Raw genomic sequence first — 18716 nt, forward strand, 5'->3', positions numbered from 1 at the left:
CGCCACTCACCTGAACGTCACGCCCTACCCTGTAGTCCTAACAAGCACCTCGGCCAAGCCTTTCAAGGTGAGTGATGCGTTTGCTACCCGGACTGAACAGCGATGCACAGGTGCTGATAGCCGGCGCCAGCCGAGGTATCGGCCTGGCGCTATGCACGGCTTTGCTCGAACGCGATGACGTGACTCAGGTCTGGGCCATGGCGCGACAAGCCAGCACTTCTGCAGAGCTGGAAAAGCTTGCCGAGCGCCATGGCCAGCGCCTGAGACGGTTCAACTGCGACGCCCGCGACGAGCACTCCCTCGAAGCCCTGGCGCGGGCAGTGCTCGAGGAATGCGATCACCTGCACCTGGCCATCAGTACCCTGGGCATCCTCCATCAAGACGGCGCCAAAGCCGAAAAGGCTCTGTCACAGCTGACCCTGGCAAGCCTGCAGGCAACCTTCGCGACCAACGCCTTTGCGCCGATCCTGCTGCTCAAACACCTGCTCCCCCTGCTGCGCAAGCAACCCGCGACCTTCGCCGCCCTCTCCGCACGCGTTGGCTCCATCGGCGATAACCGCCTGGGAGGCTGGTACAGCTATCGCGCCAGCAAAGCAGCGCTCAACCAACTGCTGCACACGGCCAGCATCGAACTGAAACGCCTGAACCCCGCCGCCACCATCCTGGCAATCCACCCCGGCACGACGGACACGGAGCTGTCCCAACCCTTCCAGGCCAACGTGCCGGAGGGCCAGCTGTTTGAACCGGCGTTTTCAGCGGATCGCATTCTGGAAGTGATAGGCGCCCACGGGCCGGATAACAGCGGGAGTTTCTGGGCCTGGGATAACCGGCCGATTGTTTGGTGATTGGCTGACACCTCAAAGCGAGAAAAACACGCCCGCCCCGCACATGCCCAGGACAGCAGATTGAGGCCTGTGCAGGACCGGTAAAAGCGGCTTCAACCGGGAATGTGCTTCGCGGCTGAAGCCGCTCCTGCAGGCTGCACCGGTTCCCCCATGGCACGGCCGCGACGCAGGAATACCAGCACCGCCGCAGCGCCGATCACGCCAGGCAGGGCGAAAGCCAGGAAGCTGGCCTGCAACGGCAACCCCGAGGACTGCAAGGCACCACCCAGCAGCGGGCCGATGATCGCCCCCGTGCGACCGATACCCATTGCCCATCCCAGGCCGGTGGAGCGCACCTGCGCCGGGTAGTACTGCACGGCGCAGGCATTGGCGAGAATCTGCGTACCGATGGTGCAGGCCCCTGCCACCGCCACCAGCAGGTACAACACCGCCAGCGGGGCCTTGAAGGCCAGCAGGCTCAGCGCCAGCGCGCCACAACAGAAGAAGCCAAGCAGCACCCGGCCCAGCCCGACCCGGTCGCCCAGCCAGCCACCACCGATGGCCCCGATGATCGCACCGACATTGAGCACCAGCAGGAACATCAGGCTGGAGTTCAGGCCATAGCCGGCACTATGCATGAGCTTCGGCAGCCAGGCGCTCAACGCATAGACCATCAGCAGGCAGCAGAAGAAAGCCAACCATAACATCAGCGTGCTCAATGTTCGGCCCTCGCGGAACAACTCGGCGATGGCCACACTGGCCTTGCAGCCCCCCTCCAGTACCAGCTCATCGTTTGCCGTGGGCTGATAGCCTGGCACCACCTGCGCCAGGGTCTGCCGGGCACGCCGGGTTTGCCCGCTGCGTACCAGATAGGTCATGGACTCGGGCAACTGGCGCAGCAGCAACGGCAGCAGCAACAACGGTACTGCAGCCACGTAGAACACCGACTGCCAGCCCCATTGCGGAATCAGCACGATGCCCAGCCCGGCCGACAGCATGCCGCCCAGCGAGTAGCCACTGAACATCAGCGCCACCAGAGTGCTGCGTGAGCGGCGCGGCGAGTACTCGTTCATCAGCGCCACTACATTGGGCATCACCCCGCCGATGCCCAGCCCGGCGATGAATCGGCACAGGCCGAACGCCTCGGGGCTGCCGGCCAGGCCATTGAGCGCCGTGACGCCACTGAACAGCGTCACGCAGAAGGCGATGGTCTTGCGCCGCCCGATACGGTCGGAGAGCGAACCGAAGAACAAGGCACCGAACATCATTCCGACCAGCGCACAACTGCCCAGGGCGCCGGCCTGCAAGGGGCTGAGGCCCCACTCGCTCATCAACGACGGCAGCACCACACCGTAGATGACCAGGTCATAGCCGTCGAAAATGATGATCAGCGCGCACCACAGCAGCACGCGGGCATGGAAGGCATTGAAGCGCGCCCCGTCCAGCAGGGCAGTGACAGGAGTCTTGTGCATGGCATGGCTCTTTCTTGTTGTTGTGATCAGGCGAGTCAGGCGTCCTGTAAGGCACCGATGGTCTGCCGGGCCCGGCGCAGATCGCCTTGCAGGTCGTGTTCCCACAACCAGGCGAAGCGTTCGGCGAGGGTCTGGCCCAGCAGGGTTTCATCCGCCGCCGTGGCTGGGTCGCGCAGCTCGTAGAGTTCGCCGGCTTCGCGGGAGGTGCGCTGAACCTGGCAGGCGCGTGGGCGGCGCACGGCATCGTAGGCGGCCAGCAGCGCCTGCACATCACCGCCGGCGAGTTGTGCGTCGCCCAGCAGGCGAGCCAGTAGCCAGGCATCTTCCAGACCTTGGCCGGCCCCCGCGCCCTGATGCGGCAACATCGCGTGGGCGGCGTCGCCGACGAGCGCCACTCTGCCATGCACATAGCCCGGCAGCTCGGCGAGATCGTGCAATGCCCACAGGGTCGGCGCGCCGATGCATTGCAGCAGTACCTGTGCGGCATCGCCCCAACCGTCGAAGGCCTGGAGCATCTCCGCCTGGCTGGCATTGCGCACCCAGGGTTGCCCGACCGGCCACTGTGGCTCGGCCTGGCTGCGATCAGAGATAAAGGCAACCACGTTGATGAGCCGGCCCTGCTTGACCGGAAAAGTCAGGATGTGTGCATCAAGGCCCAGGTACATCTGCGGAACATCGATCAGATGTTCATCCAGCCCCCGTTCGCGGTAGGCCGTACGCAGCACCTGACTGTCGATCAGGCCGCGATAGGCCGTTGTGCCGCTGTAGCGCGGCTGGGCCAGCGGCGCCCCCAGCCCTGTCAGGACGTGGTCACGGATCGAGGATTTGATGCCATCGGCACCGATCAGCAAGTCGCAGCTGTGCGAGCTGCCATCAGCAAAACTCACCCGGACCTCGTCCTCGGCCTGCTGCACCTGCACCGCGCGCTTTCCGAAACGGGCGATGCCCTGTGGCAGGCGGCTGGCCAGGGCGTCGAGAAAGTCGGCGCGGTGCACGGAGGACTGCCCTACCCCCGGCGCCACACTGGCACCCAGATAGCCGGCATCGGCACCACGGCGCCACTCGAACCACACATCCTGCCAAGGCGCGGGAGTCTGATCGGCGATCTGTCCATAAGGCTCACCGATCCCCAGACCGTCGATGGCGCGTACGGCATTGGCGCCGAACGATACGCCGGCACCCACCTCGCCGAAGGCCGCGGCGGACTCAAACAGACGAACGTCAAGATGGGGATGACGGCACAGATCCAGTGCCAAGGCGACACCGGCGATGCCACCGCCAACGATGGCGATACGCGAGGGAGAATTCTGCATGAAGGGTACCCATGGGGCTGCTTGTTATTGGAGTGGGCTCATCATGCGGCGGGTTGCGATATTGATAAATGCAGCGAAGAATATAGCCATTATCACAACTGTGAATAATTTCGGTCTTCCTGTGGCAGAGGCCCAGCATGAACCTGCGTGATCTCGACCTGAATCTCCTGCTGGTGCTGCACCAGTTGCTCCTCGACCGCCAGGTCTCGGTCGCCGCCGAGCATCTGGGCCTCACCCAGCCCGCCATGAGCAATGCCCTCAAGCGCCTGCGCTGCGCCCTGCAGGATGACCTGTTCGTGCGGACCGGCCGGGGCATGCAGCCCACGCCCTATGCGCTGAGCCTGGCCGAGCCGGTAGCCCAGGCCATAGCCCTGTTACGCCAGGCGCTGATGCGCACGGCGGCGTTCGACCCGGCCAGCAGCGAGCGCCCGTTCACTCTGGCGATGACCGATATCGGCGAAATCTGGTTCATGCCGCGGCTGATCGAGACCCTGCTGCAACGTGCGCCGGGCATCTCGGTGAGCACCGTACGCAGTGACGCACAACTGTCCGACGATCTGGCCAGTGGCGCCATCGACCTGGCTGTGGGCCTGCAACCCAACCTGCAAAGTGGTTTCTATCAGCGTCGGCTCTTCGTGCATCGCTATGTGGCCCTGTGCCGCCGCGATCACCCGCTGGTGCAGCAAGCCATGAGCATCGAAGCGTTCTGCAGCCATGGCCATGTCCACGTGGCAGCAGCCAGTACCGGCCACGGCGAGGTCGAGCAGTACCTGCGCCGCGCCGGGGTCAGGCGCGATATTCGTCTGCAAGTACCGCACTTCGTTGCGGTGGGGCACATTCTGCAACGCAGCGACCTGGTCGCCACGGTGCCAGAACGCTTCGCCGAGACCTGTCTGGTGCCTTTCGGCCTGGTAGCCCTGCCATTGCCGGTGCCCTTGCCGGAAATCGCCATCAACCTGTTCTGGCATGCACGCTTTCACAAGGAGCCCGCCAACCAGTGGTTTCGTGAACTGATGTTCGAGCTGTTCAGCGACTGAGCCGGGCCGCATGCACCTGCGCAAGAGCGGCCGGCAATTCGCCAGCCGGCGTCACTCCTTGGTCAGGTCAACCAACGGCGTCTGCCGCACCTCGGTCTTGCGCCCATCCTGAATCGTGCTCACCTGCTTCAAGGCCTTGTCCACCGCTGCCTTGTCCGCCAGCAGGCTGTAGCGGATCTGGAACTGTTTATGTTCCTTGGGCGCTATGGTCGGGACCAGGTTCAGCGGGCGCTGATAACGACGGTTGTAGGAGAAGCTGGTGCCGGGTTCCAGCCCGGTGACGTACCCCTGGCCCTGGGTGTCGGTGTTTTTCCACAACGAGAACACGGGCAGTGTCCGGGTGTTGAAGCCCACCGAAACGCCCAGGCTGCCGGCCTTGTTGTGCAGCACGGTCAGGGTGTCGCCCTTGGCATCGGCGTAGGGCACCACGTTGTAGACGGTTTCGTCGTAATCCTTGGTGGGCGCGCGATAGGTTTGCCAATCGGCCAGGTCGCCCTTGGCCTTGTCGTTGAACGGCGACACCTGCTTCACCGGCGCGGCGAACCGCGCGCCCTGCTCAAGGAACGGCGTGCTGAAGTTGCTGTGGTACAGCGCCTGGTATTCCTTCGCATAGTCGCCGTTGTTGGTCAGGGTGTCGTTGAGGGCGAAGGTCACGCTGCCCGGTTCGGTGACCAGTTCGGTGGCCACGGAAAAATCTACCTTCTTGAACGCCTGCTCTTTCAGCTCGCCACGCAGGGTGATCGCGTAGGGCGGCTTTTCATCGATGTGGAGTGTGACCTTGCTGGCCGGAATGTTGGCAGCCCGGCCGTGCAAGGTCAGTAATTCGCCGTTGTCCATGCCGGGGTGGCCGACCCATTCGTAGCCGCAGCGGGTGACCAGCTCGTTGAAGCCTTCCAGCCAGCCCAGGCCACCGCGGCCATTGAGCTCGATGAAGGCCGGGTTGACCACTTCCTTGACCGGGGAATCCCAGCCCATACGCACATCGCCGACCGAAGCCTGCAGGACGTTCATGCCGCGTGTCGGCACCACGGACAGCTTCATGGTGCCGTTATCGATATCGACGATGCTCACGCCTTCCTGCCGCCCGCCGTGCAAGGTGCGCAGGGTGACGCTGAAGGGTTTGTCGGTTTTGGCGCCGAGTTGCTCGCTGGTGATCTGCCAGTTCTGGGCAGCCTTGTCGGAGTCGAGCAAAACGTAATCCCAGGCCATGGCATGGGAGGCAGCGGACAGTGCGCCGAGCGCGACGAAGAGTTTGAGTGGGGTCATGACTACAGCCTTTTTTGGAGTTGTGTCATTTTTTATAAACTTGATGAAACGTTTCAGCAAGCTAAAAAGGATTTAGCTCCGACGAGCCTGATAGCGAGCCCAAGGCAATCGAGGACATTAGCGATATCGCCTGGGCAGCTGCACCAGCAAGGCGACGTTCAACCAGCTGCTGAACTAGGCGTGCTGGAACAGCTCGGTGATAAAGGCCTGGTGATACAAGCGGGTTGCTGCGGTGCGGCAGGTGCCTGGACTTCGAAGCGCCCAGAAGCTCAGAACGTACTGCAGCGCATTCGAGCTGGAGCCTGAGCCCTCAAGAAGTAGGCGATGGTGCTGTGCCAAAGTCGCCGGCATCCACACGCCCCTGCCCAGTGCGAAGCTGGGCTGATTCGAACAGCGCGATGGCAATACCCTCGATCTCAGCGCACAGGTGCAACTTCTCCAGCCATCGCGCCGGAATACCCTGCCTCGCATAGAACGCACCGGCTATCTGGCCAACGATCGCCGAGGTGGTGTCGGCATCGTCACCGAGATTGGCGGCTTGCAGCACTGCTGCCTCGAACGAGTCAGTGGACCAGAAACACCAGAGTGCGGCTTCGAGTGAAGCAATGCAGTATCCGGTCCCTCTGATCTGGTCGCGGTACTTGTTCTTGAAGCTGCCCGAAGCAAGGGCTTTGATTGCCGGTTCACAGTACTGCCCGGGAGAAAGGCTAAGCACATCGTCTTTCTTGTGCCCTGCCAATGCCTTGGAAACCACCTCTGCCAAAAGTTGGCACGATTCGATGGCCTCGGGGGCGCCATGGGTTGTGCGCGAACTCTGCTCAGCGGCCCATTCCATTGAGGTCAGGTCCGGATAGTAGAAGAGGATGACTGGAGCCAAGCGCATGATCGAGCCGTTCCCGGCCGCTTGCGGATCAATGGAACCGGCGAATGGCTCTCCACTTTCCTCAAAGGCCATCAGCGCCTGCCTGACTGTCGTCCCAATATCGAAGCACTGCCCCGTCGCGCTCCAGTAACCCCAATGCCACCAATTGAGATACCGCGTCATCTGGTCCCGGGCATCGAAACCGTTCTTCGAGAGCAGACTTTCTGCCAGGCAGAGCGCCATCGAGGTGTCGTCTGTCCACTGGCCAGGCGCTAGGGCGAAGGGGCCACCGCCGACCATATCCGTGATGGGCCTCAGCGTCTCGCGAGGGCTGAATTCGAGGGTAGTGCCGACAGCATCGCCGCAAGCCAGGCCGAGCAGGCATCCGACATAGCGGTCCTGCAGGTTGATCTCAATGCTCAATGACTACCTCCCGGGCTTTTCCGATATTCGCGAGTGCACATCATAAAACAGGCTCACCTGCTCAAGAGGTTACCCATCTGCAAGCGGTAGGCCAGCGACCCATCCATATCATGGATACCCGATATCAATCCCAGTTACCTACCTGGATACCACTCGCCCCTCTACGCTGATGCCTCACATTCAGGAGACATCACCATGCGCAAACCTAACAAAGCATTCGCTGCCGTTCTACTCGCGGCCACCTTGTGGCAATTCCCTTTGGCACACGCCCAGCCCGATCCCCTACCCGCGCACGTCGTGCAGCAGCAGGTTGGCGGTTACAAGATGCGGGTTGGCGATGTGCACGTGACGGCGCTGAGCGACGGGACCATCCCCATCGACGTGCATGCCCTGCTCAAGGGCGCCAAACCCGAGGACATCGACAGGCTGTTGATGAAGAGCTTCCAGCGCAACCCGCTGGAAACCTCGATCAACAGCTTTCTCGTAACCTTGCCAGGCCACCAGGTGCTCGTCGATACGGGCGCCGGCCAGCTGTTCGGCCCCGGCAACGGTGGGCGTTTGCTCGAGAACCTGGCCGGCCAGGGCCTCAAGCCTGAAGACATCACCGACGTGCTGCTCACCCATGCCCACTCGGATCACTCCGGCGGGCTGGTCAGGGACGGGCAACGGGTGTTCCCCAATGCCACGGTGTATGTCGGCAAACCCGACGTGGATTTCTTCTTCGATGAAATCAACCAGAAACGCACCGGCTACGAGCAGAAGTATTTCGACATCGCCCGCCTGACCCTGCAGCCCTACCTGGACGCCGGCAAGCTGCGCACCTTCTCGCAAAGCGAAGAGGTGCTGCCAGGTATCACCGCCACGCTGCATCCCGGGCATACGCCGGGCTCGGCCTTCTACAAGCTGACCAGCGCCGACGAGAGCCTGACCTTCGTGGGCGATCTCATTCACGTGGCAGCAGTACAATTTCCCATGCCCGGCGTGACGATCACCTTCGACCAGAACCAGGCCAAGGCCGCCGCCGTGCGCAAGGCGCAGTTCGCCGCCTTCGCCAAGCAGCGCGCCCTGATCGCCGCGCCCCACCTGCCCTACCCCGGCATGGGCCACCTGCGTGGCAATGCCCGCGGCGGCTATGATTGGGTTCCCCTGACCTATGTCGATCGCAAAGAGCCCTAGGAGATTGCCTGCATGAAGTTGCCCTCGGGTATCGACATGGATCTGCTGCTGACCCTGGATGCCCTGCTGGACGAGCAGAACATCACCCACGCGGCTCTGCGCCTGGACATCAGCCAGCCAGCGATGTCTGCCCGTCTGACACGCCTGCGCCGGGTGTTCGGTGAACGACTGTTCATCGCGGCGCCCAACGGGCGCGGTGTGCTGCCGACACCCAGGGCATTGGCCCTGCGCCTGACCTTGCAGCAGGTGCTCAACGGCATGTCCGCCCTGCTGGAGCCTGTGGTGTTCGATCCCGCCACCAGCCAGCGCATCTTTGTGGTGGCCTCGCATGAGAACCCGGCGCTGATGGTGGGCGCCGATCTGTTCAACCGCATCCGTGAACAGGCGCCGCTGGCGCGTCTGCGTTTCGTCCAGCCCGATCTCGATACCCTTTCCCAGCAGATGGAGCACGGTGAAATCGACCTGTTCATTGGTATTGGCGAGACGGTCAACGAAGGCTGGGTGGGCCGTCAGCTGTTCACCGATCACTTCGTCAGCGCGCAGCGCAAAGGTCATCCGCGCGGGGCGCGAGAGCTGGATCTGGAAACGTTCTGCAGCGCAGCGCATCTGCTGGTGTCATCGGCGGGCGATCCCTTTGTCGGCATCGTCGATCGGGTTCTGGCCAAGCTGGGCAGCAGCCGCCAGGTGCTGATGTCGACGCAGAGCTACGCCACCGCGCCAGCGCTGGTGGCGGGCACCGATCTGCTGTGCACGCTGCCACGCCGTCTGCTGAAGCAGTTCGCCAGCTCGCTGGATCTGTTCGAACCGCCGATCGATCTGCCATCGCTGTCGCTCAACGCCTACTGGCACCCGCGCAACCATGAGGATGCCGCCAGCATCTGGCTGCGCGAGCAGGTTCTGCAGGTTGCCGGTGGGCTGGAGCGAAACGAGGGCTGACCTCACGCAGGCCTTGGCCCTGTGTGAGGTCAGCGCTGCTGTGCCCTTAACGGCTATCGAGCGCTCTCGCTCAATCTGCAGCCAGAAGTGCCAGGCCATCATCAAAGCGTGACACCGCGACCAGCAACGCCTGGATCGAGGCAACGACGATACTGGCGTGGCTGCCGGCACCGAAGCGCGAGCCGGCCACACCCGGCCAGGCCACCTCGACCAGCGCCAGGGCATCGGCGGCAGCGCCACCACCCAGGCTGCGCTCCTCGTAACTGTCGATGCGAATCGGCAAGCCCAGCGCCGCTACCGCCGCATCGATGGGGCCGTTACCGATGCCCTGCAGCGTCTGCCGGCGCCCGTCCGGCAGCATGATCTCCAGCGTTACGCCCTGCCCAGCTTCATCTTCGAACAACTGGTGGCCAAGATAGGCCAGTTCGCCACCGGCACGTGCCGGGGCCAGATAGTGGCGTTGGAACAAGGCCCAGAGCTCGGCGCTGGCCAGCTCCGTTTCGCTGCTGTCGGCCATCTTCTGCACGATGGCGCTGAACTCGACCTGCATTCGCCGCGGCATCGACACGCCATGGTCGCGCTGCAAGAGGTAGGCGATGCCGCCTTTGCCCGACTGGCTGTTGACCCGCACGATGCTGTCATAGGTCCGCCCCAGATCCTTGGGGTCGATCGGCAGGTACGGCACTTCCCAGACGCCATTCGGGTCCTGTGCCGCGAAGCCTTTGGCAATGGCATCCTGGTGCGAGCCGGAAAAGGCGGTGAAAACCAGATCGCCAACATAGGGATGACGCGGGTGGATCGGCAGCCCCGTGCAGGTTTCGGCGACGCGCGCCACGCCAGCGATATCGGAAAAATCCAGATGCGGGTCGACGCCCTGGGTATAGAGATTCAGCGCCAGGGTGACCAGATCGAGGTTGCCGCTGCGCTCACCATTGCCGAACAGGCAGCCTTCCACCCGCTGGGCGCCAGCCAGCAGCGCCTGCTCGGCGCAGGCCACGCCGGTGCCGCGGTCGTTGTGCGGGTGCACCGAGAGCACCACATGCTCACGGCGTTCCAGGCGCTCGTGCATCCATTCGATCTGGTCGGCGAACACATTGGGCGTCGCCACTTCCACCGTGGTCGGCAGGTTGATGATGATCGACCGACCGGGGCCGGCATCCCAGGTGCGGATGGCGGCGTTGCACATGCGCAGCGACACCTCCAGCTCGGCCATGCAGAAGGTTTCCGGGGAGTACTGCAACACCCATTCGGTCTCGGGGTGCGCCGCCACCTTTTCCTTGAGCAATTGCACGTGGCGCACCACCAGCTGCTCCACTTCGTCCACCGACAAGCCGAATACCACCCGCCGCCAGACCGGCGCGATGGCGTTGTACAGGTGCACGATCACCCGCCGCGCGCCTGCCACGGCGCGTACGGTTTCGTCGATCAGGTCCTCGCGCAGCTGGGTCATGACCATGAGCGTGACGTCATCGGGAATGCCGCCTTCGTCGATCAAGTTGCGGATGATTTCGAAATCGGTGCGCGAGGCGGCTGGAAAGCCCATTTCGATCTCCTTGAAACCGAGGCGCACCAACTCGCCGAACAACTGCAGCTTGCGCTGCCGATTCATCGGCTCGAACAGCGCCTGGTTACCGTCACGCAGGTCGGTGGACAGCCACACCGGCGCCTGGGTAATACGGCGCGATGGCCAGCGACGATTAGGCAGATCAATGACGGGAAAAGCGCGGTACTTGGTTTGCGGATTGCGCAGCATGGAGTGAACCTTGAGCGGGAAAGCGGACGGTACCGATCTCCCCTGCCCGCCATGGCGGGCTGATTCAAGGCCGGGATCTGGGGGAGATCGCAAGTCGACGCCACACACGCGGCGACAGACCCCGGCCGAAGCTCAGGGCTAGTAGCGGTAGCGAGGGCAGCTGAAGATTCATGGCGCGGTTCCGGTCAGACAGGTGCCCAGCATAGGCAGCCGGGCGGCTGACCACTCACGACAAATGGTCGCTCGTTATCGCCAAATGGTCATTCCTACCGCTAAGCTGATAGGCCGCATAGCATGGACGCTCCCATGGTCGACCACAGCCATCTCCCCCAAGAATCCCAGGCCATGCCGGTCACCGGCGTTTCGGTCGATTACTCCAACGGCCACCAAGTACCCGCCCACAGCCATCCGCGTGCGCAGTTGATCTATGCCATTTCCGGGGTATTGGTGGTGGAAACGCCGGCTGGCCGCTGGGTCATACCGCCGACCCGCGCCGTGTGGGTGCAGGCAGGCGTCGAGCACGCCCTGCGCATTCGCGGCAAAGCCTGCATGCGCAGCCTGTTCGTCCACCCCGACGCCATCGATGGCTTGCCGACCGGCAACTGCGTGATCGACGTATCACCGCTGCTGCGCGAACTCATCCTGGCCGCGACCCAGGTGCCGGCGCAATACAGTGCGGACAGCCGTGACGGGAGACTAATGCGCTTTCTGCTCGATGAACTGCGTAGCCTGCCGGTACTGCCCTTCCACCTGCCCTGGCCGGATGACGAACGCATCACCCGCGTGTGCCTGACTCTGACGCAAAACCCGGCGCAGGACGACAGCGCCGAGCATTGGGCAGAGCAACTGGCCATGAGCCCGAAAACCTTTCACCGCCGCTTTCTGGCCAGTACCGGCATCACCTTTGGCCGCTGGCGCCAACAGGCGCGCCTGTTGCTCTCGCTGGAGGCCCTGGCTGAAGGCCAGCCCGTGCTGCAAGTGGCCCTGCAGCATGGTTACGAAAGCCAGAGCGCCTTCGCCGCAGCGTTCCGCCGGCAGTTCGGCGTCGCGCCGTCGAGCTTTTATAAATGAGCGCAACCAAACACCTGACTGCAAGACCAGCACGGGCTGACGCGCCCCCCGCGGCGAAGGCACGGGAGATAGGCCAGCTTCGCCTAGCCCTTTGACGAGTTGTCTGCAGCCTGGCTCTTCAGCCATTGGCGAACCACCCCCAATGCCTCGGCCTCCGGCGCTTTGCGCGGCCAGACCAGATAGAACGCCTTGTTGAGGTGCAACTGCTGGGCGAACACCTGCACCAACCGGCCGGCGGCAATGTCGTCTTTTACGAATGCATGGCTGGCGAGCGTGATGCCCTGCCTTCCGATGGCGGCCTCGATGGCCAGTGAAGTCTGGTTGAAGTGCAGATTCCTGCCGGTAGGTGATGGATGCTCGTGAAAGACCGTAGCCGTGAACTCGGGCCAGAAGTTATGCGCATCGTGCAACGCGACAAAGCGCTGCAAGGCTTCGAAGGAGTCAGGCGTGCCCTTATCCGTCAACAGCGCTGGGCTGGCCACCGCGACGATCTGCTGCTCCATCAACAACTCGACATTGAGCCCCGCGCCAAACGGCGGCTGGCCATAGCGCACGGCAAGATCAACGCCATCGGTCTGGAAATGGCAGATTCGCTCGCTGGCCAGTAACCGCAGATCGATTTGCGGATTGCTTTCGGCAAAGTTTCCCAGCTTCGGTATCAGCCATTTGGAGGCAAAGGTGGGCGTAACGCTGACCGTGAGCTGCGAAGGCATGGGGCGCAGCAGCCGGGTCGCCTCCTCAATCATTGCCAATGCGCGACGCACGCTTTCGCTGTAGCTGCGCCCGGCATCGGTAAGTGCGAGACCGCGCGGCAGGCGCTCGAACAAGCGAACCTCCAGGCTCGCCTCCAGCCCACGGATCTGCTGGGCGACTGCAGCCTGGGTCACCCCCAGCTCCTCGGAGGCGATACGGAAATTCAGGTGACGCGCCACCACTTCGAATACGCGCAACGCGTTGAGTGACGGCAATCTGGCAAAGCCTGGCTGCATGACGATGGATTTTCTATTGGCTCGAAAAAGTTTCTCTGCCTCTCTGCAGAGTGCGTGAGCTTGTTACGCTGCTGTCAGCCTATAGCGTTCGCTGCGCTGGCGCTACGTCAACTGCCCATCGATAGGGTAGCGCTGCCAGTAGCGTATCCATCTCTGAATCGAGAACCGCCATGAACAAGTCTGCGATTGCCGTGTTCGTCTTTCTGGGCGTTATCTGGGGCAGCAATTTTGTTTTCGTCAAAACGGCTGCCGCGTTTATCTCGCCGCTGCAGATCACCCTGCTGCGCGTGCTGTTCGGGTTTCTCCCGGTACTGATCTATGCAGTGGCCAAGGGCGCGCTGCGTCGTGAGCACTGGAAACACGCCCATCACTTTCTCGTCATGTCATTGCTGGCAACGGCGCTCTACTACTTCGCCTTCGCCAAGGGCACCGCACTACTCGATACCAGCATCGCCGGCATGCTGGGTGGCGCGATTCCGCTGTTCACCTTTTTGTGCGCCTGGCTCTTTTTGAGTAGCGAACAGTTGACTCAATTGAAGACGCTCGGCATCAGCCTTGGGTTTCTGGGCATCGTCGTGGTGGCCAAGCCCTGGTCGGCACAGGGCGGCATCAACCTCAACGGCGTGATCTACATGATTCTCGGCTCCCTGAGCGTGGGTTGCTCATTCGTCTACGCCAAGCGCTTCATCATCCCCCTGGGCCTGCCGGCCGTGGCACTGACCACCTACCAGATCGGCCTTGCCCTGGCGCTGCTGGCAATCGTCACGCCTTTTCACGGCATCAGCGCAATGTTCGATGACAGCCATGCATGGGTTGGCCTGGTGTTCGGCCTCGGCTTGCTGGGAACGGGCGCTGCCTACCTGGCGTATTACTTCATCGTCGACGCCCTGGGCGCACTGGCAGCCTCTGCCGTGACTTACATCCCGCCCGTGGTCGCGCTGCTGATCGGCTGGTGGCTCGGCGAGCCGGTCACCACAAGCGCCTGGGTCGCCATCGCGCTCATTCTGGTGGGTGTTGCCCTGGTGCAACTGTCGAGCAACGGGCGAATCGCTAGTACGCGCCTGAGGGCGTCCAGCACTTAGTGCCTACGCCCACCGACACCATCACTCTCATGCCGCCACTGCCGTGGGCTGACGCCGAACCAGCGGCGGAAGGCGCGGGAGAAGGCGCTGACTTCGGAGTAGCCGAGCAGTGGCGCCAGGTTCGAGATTGGCAGTTGATGCTGGCGTAGGTAGTGGGTGGCGAGTTCGCAACGCACTTTGTCCACCATGGCGGTGAAGGTCAGGCCCTGGTCGCGTAGGCGACGCTGCAGCGACCAACTGCTCATGCCCAGTTGCTCGGCGGCCAGTTCCAGCACCGGCTCGCCCATCAGCAGTTGCTGGCGGATCTGCTCGCGCACGTCATCGGCCAGGTCCCGTTCGCCACGGCCACTCAGGGCACTGAGCTGGCTGAGCGAGTCCTGCATCACCAACAGCAGCACCGGGTCGCCCTGCGGCATGGCGCGGTCGAGGCCGCGTTTGGGGATGACCAGCGAATTGAACGGCTGCTCGAAATACACCGGCGCGTCGAAGACTTTGCAGTGCTCGTGCCAGTGCTCGGGCCGTGGATGCTCGAAGTGCACCGCACGCGGTGCCCACTGTGGGCCGAGTACGTGGCGCACCAGGTTCAGCGCCATGCCCAGGGTCAACTCGGCGTCCTGGCGGCGACAGAGAATCGCGCCGTGGCGCACCTGGTAATCGAAGCGGTAGCACTCGCCCTCGTCCACCAGGCGGATCAGGCTGTTGCGCTGGTGCAGCGGGAAGGCACGGGCGAAGTTGATCAGCGCCTGTTCGACGGTCGCCGAGCACAGGCCGATATAGCCAAGCAGCCCCAGCGCCTGGGGCTTGAACTGCTGACCGTAGTACAGCCCGAAGTTGTCGCACCCGGACTGGCGCGACGCCTCTTCCAGCACTTGGCAGTAATTGGGCAGGGCCAGGCTCAGGGTGGGATGGCGCAGGGATTCGGGGTCGATGCCGGATACGCCAAGGATGCGATCGGGATCACCGCCGTGCTTTTCGATAAAGCCGCACAGGCCGCTGGCGGCGGCGGCCAGAACGCCGGTATTGGACGGGCTGCCGGACAGCAGCGGCAGGCCGGCGGACAGGTCAGGCTGGACGAGGACAGAGCTCATGGCGCCTCCTTGGTGACAATTTGTTTCTGGAAGCAAGAAATACGCCGGTTATTGAATACGTCGTCAATAACCGCGCCCTGCCGGGTCCCTCGCTGCACACCATTCCTACGGCCTGCTTGAAAAGCCCTAAAACGGGTCATTCGGAAACACTCGCACCGAAATTAAGCACTCCCAGTTGACCCAGCGCGACACGCCACACGACACCGTCGAAATTTGACTTTGCAGAACAGCCAGCCTCGCCTAGCGTCAAGTCGGCCACATGAATTCGTCTCATAGTTCATGGCGAGCCCCGGTCGTGCTCGCGACCCGCCCCTGAAAACTACAAGAACTCGTAATGGGAGAACGTCAATGATCTATGCCAAACCCGGTACTGCAGGCGCCGTCGTCACCCTGAAATCGCGCTACGGCAACTACATCGGCGGCGAATTCGTCGCGCCGGTGGGCGGTCAGTACTTCACCAATACCAGCCCGGTGGATGCCTCGGCCATCGGCGAATTCCCGCGCTCGGACGCCAAGGACATCGACAAGGCCCTGGATGCCGCCCACGCTGCCGCCGATGCCTGGGGCAAAACGTCAGTGCAGGATCGCGCGCTGATCCTCTTGAAGATCGCCGACCGCATCGAAGCCAACCTCGAGCTGCTGGCCGTGGCCGAGACCTGGGACAACGGCAAGGCCGTGCGCGAAACCCTGAACGCCGACGTACCCCTGGCCGCCGATCACTTCCGCTACTTCGCCGGCTGCATCCGCGCCCAGGAAGGCACCTCGGCGGAGATCAACGAGCACACCGCGTCCTATCACTTCCACGAGCCGCTGGGCGTGGTCGGGCAGATCATTCCCTGGAACTTCCCGCTGCTGATGGCCGCCTGGAAGCTGGCCCCGGCGCTGGCCGCCGGCAACTGCGTGGTATTGAAACCAGCCGAGCAGACGCCGCTGTCGATCACCTTGCTGGCCGAGATCATCGGCGACCTGCTGCCGCCGGGCGTGCTCAATATCGTCCAGGGCTTCGGCCGTGAAGCCGGCGAGGCGCTGGCCACCAGCACGCGCATCGCCAAGATCGCCTTCACCGGTTCGACCCCGGTGGGCTCGCACATCATGAAATGCGCCTCCGCCAATATCATTCCCAGTACCGTGGAGCTGGGCGGCAAATCGCCGAACATCTTCTTCGAAGACATCATGAGCGCCGAGCCGGCGTTCATCGAGAAGGCGGCCGAAGGCCTGGTGCTGGCCTTCTTCAACCAGGGCGAAGTGTGCACCTGCCCGTCGCGGGCGCTGGTGCAGGAGTCGATCTTCGAGCCGTTCATGAACGAGGTGATGAAGAAGATCAAATCGATCAAGCGCGGTAACCCGCTGGACACCGACACCATGGTCGGCGCCCAGGCCTCGCAGCAGCAGTACGACAAGATCCTCAGCTATCTGAAGATCGCCCAGCAGGAAGGCGCCGAGCTGCTCACCGGCGGCGCGACCGAGAAGCTGGAGGGCGACCTGGCCGGCGGTTATTACATCCAGCCGACCCTGCTCAAGGGCACCAACAAGATGCGCGTGTTCCAGGAAGAAATCTTCGGCCCGGTGGTGGGCGTGACCACTTTCAAGGACGAGGCCGAAGCCCTGGCCATCGCCAACGACACCGAGTTCGGCCTGGGCGCCGGCGTGTGGACGCGCGACATCAACCGCGCCTACCGCATGGGCCGCGGCATCAAGGCCGGGCGCGTCTGGACCAACTGCTACCACCTGTACCCGGCGCACGCTGCCTTTGGCGGCTACAAAAAGTCCGGGGTCGGGCGCGAAACCCACAAGATGATGCTCGACCACTATCAGCAGACCAAGAACCTGCTGGTGAGCTACGACATCAACCCGCTGGGCTTCTTCTGAAACTGCCAATTTGCCAATTGAACGCAGCCAACTAAAACGACGCCCCGCCGCCTGCGGCGGGGCGTGAAGGAGTCCCAACATGTCCAAAGAGACAATCGCCACACCCTCGCACGGCGGTGTGGAAACCGAAGCGGTCAGCGCCGACTACTTCGCCAACCGGCAACTGAAACAGGGCGCCGCCGGCTGGATCCTGTTGATCGGCCTGGGCGTGGCCTACGTGATCTCCGGTGACTACGCCGGCTGGAACTTCGGCCTAGCCCAGGGCGGCTGGGGCGGCATGTTCATCGCCACGCTGCTGATGGCGACCATGTACCTGTGCATGTGTTTCTCGCTGGCCGAACTGTCGTCGATGATCCCCACCGCCGGCGGTGGCTACGGTTTCACCCGCACCGCCTTCGGACCCTGGGGCGGCTTTTTGACCGGTACGGCGATCCTCATCGAGTACGCCATCGCGCCGGCGGCCATCGCCTGTTTTATCGGTGCCTACTGCGAGTCGCTGTTCGGCGTCGGCGGCTGGATCATCTACTTGGTGTTCTACGTGGTGTTCATCGGCATCCACATCCTCGGTGCCGGCGAGGCGCTGAAGCTGATGTTCGCCATCACCGCCGTCGCCGCCATCGCCCTGGGCGTGTACATCGTCGCCATGGCGCCGCACTTCCAGGTCGCCAACCTGTTCGACATTCCCGCCACCGACGCCAAGGGCGCCAGCAGCTTCCTGCCCTTCGGCTACCTGGGCATCTGGGCCGCCCTGCCCTACGGCATCTGGTTCTTCCTGGCGGTCGAAGGCGTGCCGCTGGCTGCCGAGGAAACCAAGGATCCCAAGCGCGACCTGCCACGCGGCCTGATCGGCGCGGTGCTGGTGCTGCTGGTGTTCGCCGGGCTGATTCTGCTGGTCGGCCCAGGCGCCGCCGGTGCCCAGTCGCTGGTGGCCTCGGGTAACCCGCTGGTGGAATCGCTGGTCAAGGTCTACGGCGGCTCCACCTGGATGAGCCAGTTCGTCAATCTGGTTGGCCTGGCCGGTCTGATCGCCAGCTTCTTCTCGATCATCTACGCCTACTCGCGGCAGATCTTCGCCCTGTCGCGCGCCGGCTACCTGCCACGCAGTCTGTCGCTGACCAACCGCAACAAGGCGCCGGTCATGGCCCTGATCGTCCCGGGCATCATCGGCTTCGGCCTGTCGCTGACCGGCCAGGGTGACCTGCTGATTCTGGTCGCGGTATTCGGCGCCACGCTGTCCTACGTACTGATGATGGCGGCGCACATCACCCTGCGCAGCCGTCGTCCCGACATGCCGCGCCCCTATCGCACTCCCGGTGGCGTGCTGACCTCGTCGGTGGCTCTGGTGCTGGCAGCGGTAGCGCTGGTGGCCTGCTTCCTAGTCGACCTGCGGGTCGTGATCGGCGCGGCAGTCATCTACGCTCTGTTCATTGCCTACTTCGCGCTGTACAGCCGCCACCACCTGGTGTCCGGCACGCCGGAGGAAGAGTTCGCGGCAATTCAGGCTGCCGAGCAGTCACTGCGTTAACCCCTTGCAGCGGCCGCTGAAAAGCGGCCG

15 protein-coding genes are annotated in these 18716 nt (G+C 63.4%); 8 read left to right on the forward strand and 7 right to left on the reverse strand.

All coding sequences use genetic code 11. The annotated features are described in order from the left end of the window. Nucleotides 1–74 precede the first annotated feature (74 nt). The gene (locus FB481_RS13125; RefSeq protein ID WP_147176693.1) at nucleotides 75–845 is read left to right on the forward strand and encodes an SDR family NAD(P)-dependent oxidoreductase; all 771 of its coding nucleotides are present in this window, start codon (nucleotides 75–77) and stop codon (nucleotides 843–845) included. 92 nt (nucleotides 846–937) lie between these two features. Here FB481_RS13125 and FB481_RS13130 read toward each other — a convergent pair whose 3' ends face one another. Then, complete coding sequence (locus tag FB481_RS13130) at nucleotides 938–2296, reverse strand: aromatic acid/H+ symport family MFS transporter (protein WP_147176694.1); 1359 nt, start codon at nucleotides 2294–2296, stop codon at nucleotides 938–940. A gap of 35 nt (nucleotides 2297–2331) precedes the next feature. Next, entirely contained in the window at nucleotides 2332–3609 is a 1278-nt protein-coding gene (gene salA / locus FB481_RS13135; RefSeq protein WP_147176695.1) for a salicylate 1-monooxygenase, read from the reverse strand. 137 nt (nucleotides 3610–3746) lie between these two features. Between salA and FB481_RS13140 the strand changes: the two genes are divergently transcribed. Continuing rightward, complete coding sequence (locus tag FB481_RS13140) at nucleotides 3747–4646, forward strand: LysR family transcriptional regulator (RefSeq protein ID WP_147176696.1); 900 nt, start codon at nucleotides 3747–3749, stop codon at nucleotides 4644–4646. 51 nt (nucleotides 4647–4697) lie between these two features. Here FB481_RS13140 and FB481_RS13145 read toward each other — a convergent pair whose 3' ends face one another. Further along, nucleotides 4698–5912, reverse strand: coding sequence for an aldose 1-epimerase family protein (locus FB481_RS13145; protein WP_093506222.1), 1215 nt, complete (start codon nucleotides 5910–5912; stop codon nucleotides 4698–4700). Nucleotides 5913–6222: 310 nt separating this feature from the next. Then, on the reverse strand, nucleotides 6223–7191 hold the full coding sequence (locus FB481_RS13150) for an ADP-ribosylglycohydrolase family protein (protein WP_167363171.1): 969 nt from the start codon (nucleotides 7189–7191) through the stop codon (nucleotides 6223–6225). 201 nt (nucleotides 7192–7392) lie between these two features. On the opposite strand from FB481_RS13150, the gene FB481_RS13155 reads away from it, so the two are divergent. Both FB481_RS13155 and FB481_RS13160 read left to right on the forward strand, forming a co-directional pair. Then, nucleotides 7393–8373, forward strand: coding sequence for an MBL fold metallo-hydrolase (locus FB481_RS13155; RefSeq protein ID WP_147176697.1), 981 nt, complete (start codon nucleotides 7393–7395; stop codon nucleotides 8371–8373). 12 nt (nucleotides 8374–8385) lie between these two features. Continuing rightward, entirely contained in the window at nucleotides 8386–9309 is a 924-nt protein-coding gene (locus tag FB481_RS13160; RefSeq protein ID WP_147176698.1) for a LysR family transcriptional regulator, read from the forward strand. A 70-nt stretch (nucleotides 9310–9379) separates the two neighbouring features. On the opposite strand, the gene FB481_RS13165 is transcribed toward FB481_RS13160, so the two are convergent. Continuing rightward, entirely contained in the window at nucleotides 9380–11062 is a 1683-nt protein-coding gene (locus FB481_RS13165; protein ID WP_147176699.1) for a 2-isopropylmalate synthase, read from the reverse strand. A gap of 306 nt (nucleotides 11063–11368) precedes the next feature. On the opposite strand from FB481_RS13165, the gene FB481_RS13170 reads away from it, so the two are divergent. Beyond that, entirely contained in the window at nucleotides 11369–12133 is a 765-nt protein-coding gene (locus FB481_RS13170) for a helix-turn-helix transcriptional regulator (RefSeq protein ID WP_147176700.1), read from the forward strand. 83 nt (nucleotides 12134–12216) lie between these two features. Here the strand turns inward: FB481_RS13170 and FB481_RS13175 are convergent, their stop codons facing one another. Then, nucleotides 12217–13122 (reverse strand): LysR substrate-binding domain-containing protein, encoded by a 906-nt coding sequence (locus tag FB481_RS13175; protein WP_147176701.1) that lies wholly within the window; start codon nucleotides 13120–13122, stop codon nucleotides 12217–12219. A 170-nt stretch (nucleotides 13123–13292) separates the two neighbouring features. Between FB481_RS13175 and FB481_RS13180 the strand changes: the two genes are divergently transcribed. Continuing rightward, nucleotides 13293–14204, forward strand: coding sequence for a DMT family transporter (locus FB481_RS13180; protein WP_147176702.1), 912 nt, complete (start codon nucleotides 13293–13295; stop codon nucleotides 14202–14204). Here FB481_RS13180 and FB481_RS13185 read toward each other — a convergent pair. Then, the gene (locus FB481_RS13185; RefSeq protein WP_147176703.1) at nucleotides 14201–15292 is read right to left on the reverse strand and encodes an AraC family transcriptional regulator; all 1092 of its coding nucleotides are present in this window, start codon (nucleotides 15290–15292) and stop codon (nucleotides 14201–14203) included. The two genes, FB481_RS13180 and FB481_RS13185, sit on opposite strands and share 4 nt — an antisense overlap. Nucleotides 15293–15640: 348 nt before the next feature. Here FB481_RS13185 and FB481_RS13190 point away from each other — a divergent pair, with 348 nt between their 5' ends. After that, complete coding sequence (locus tag FB481_RS13190; protein WP_147176704.1) at nucleotides 15641–17161, forward strand: aldehyde dehydrogenase family protein; 1521 nt, start codon at nucleotides 15641–15643, stop codon at nucleotides 17159–17161. A 79-nt stretch (nucleotides 17162–17240) separates the two neighbouring features. After that, nucleotides 17241–18686: an ethanolamine permease gene (gene eat, locus FB481_RS13195; protein WP_093505904.1), complete on the forward strand. Its 1446-nt coding sequence runs from the start codon at nucleotides 17241–17243 to the stop codon at nucleotides 18684–18686. Nucleotides 18687–18716: the final 30 nt, after the last annotated feature.

This window comes from Pseudomonas sp. AG1028 (genome assembly GCF_007993955.1).
In the GTDB taxonomy this organism is placed as follows: domain Bacteria; phylum Pseudomonadota; class Gammaproteobacteria; order Pseudomonadales; family Pseudomonadaceae; genus Aquipseudomonas; species Aquipseudomonas straminea.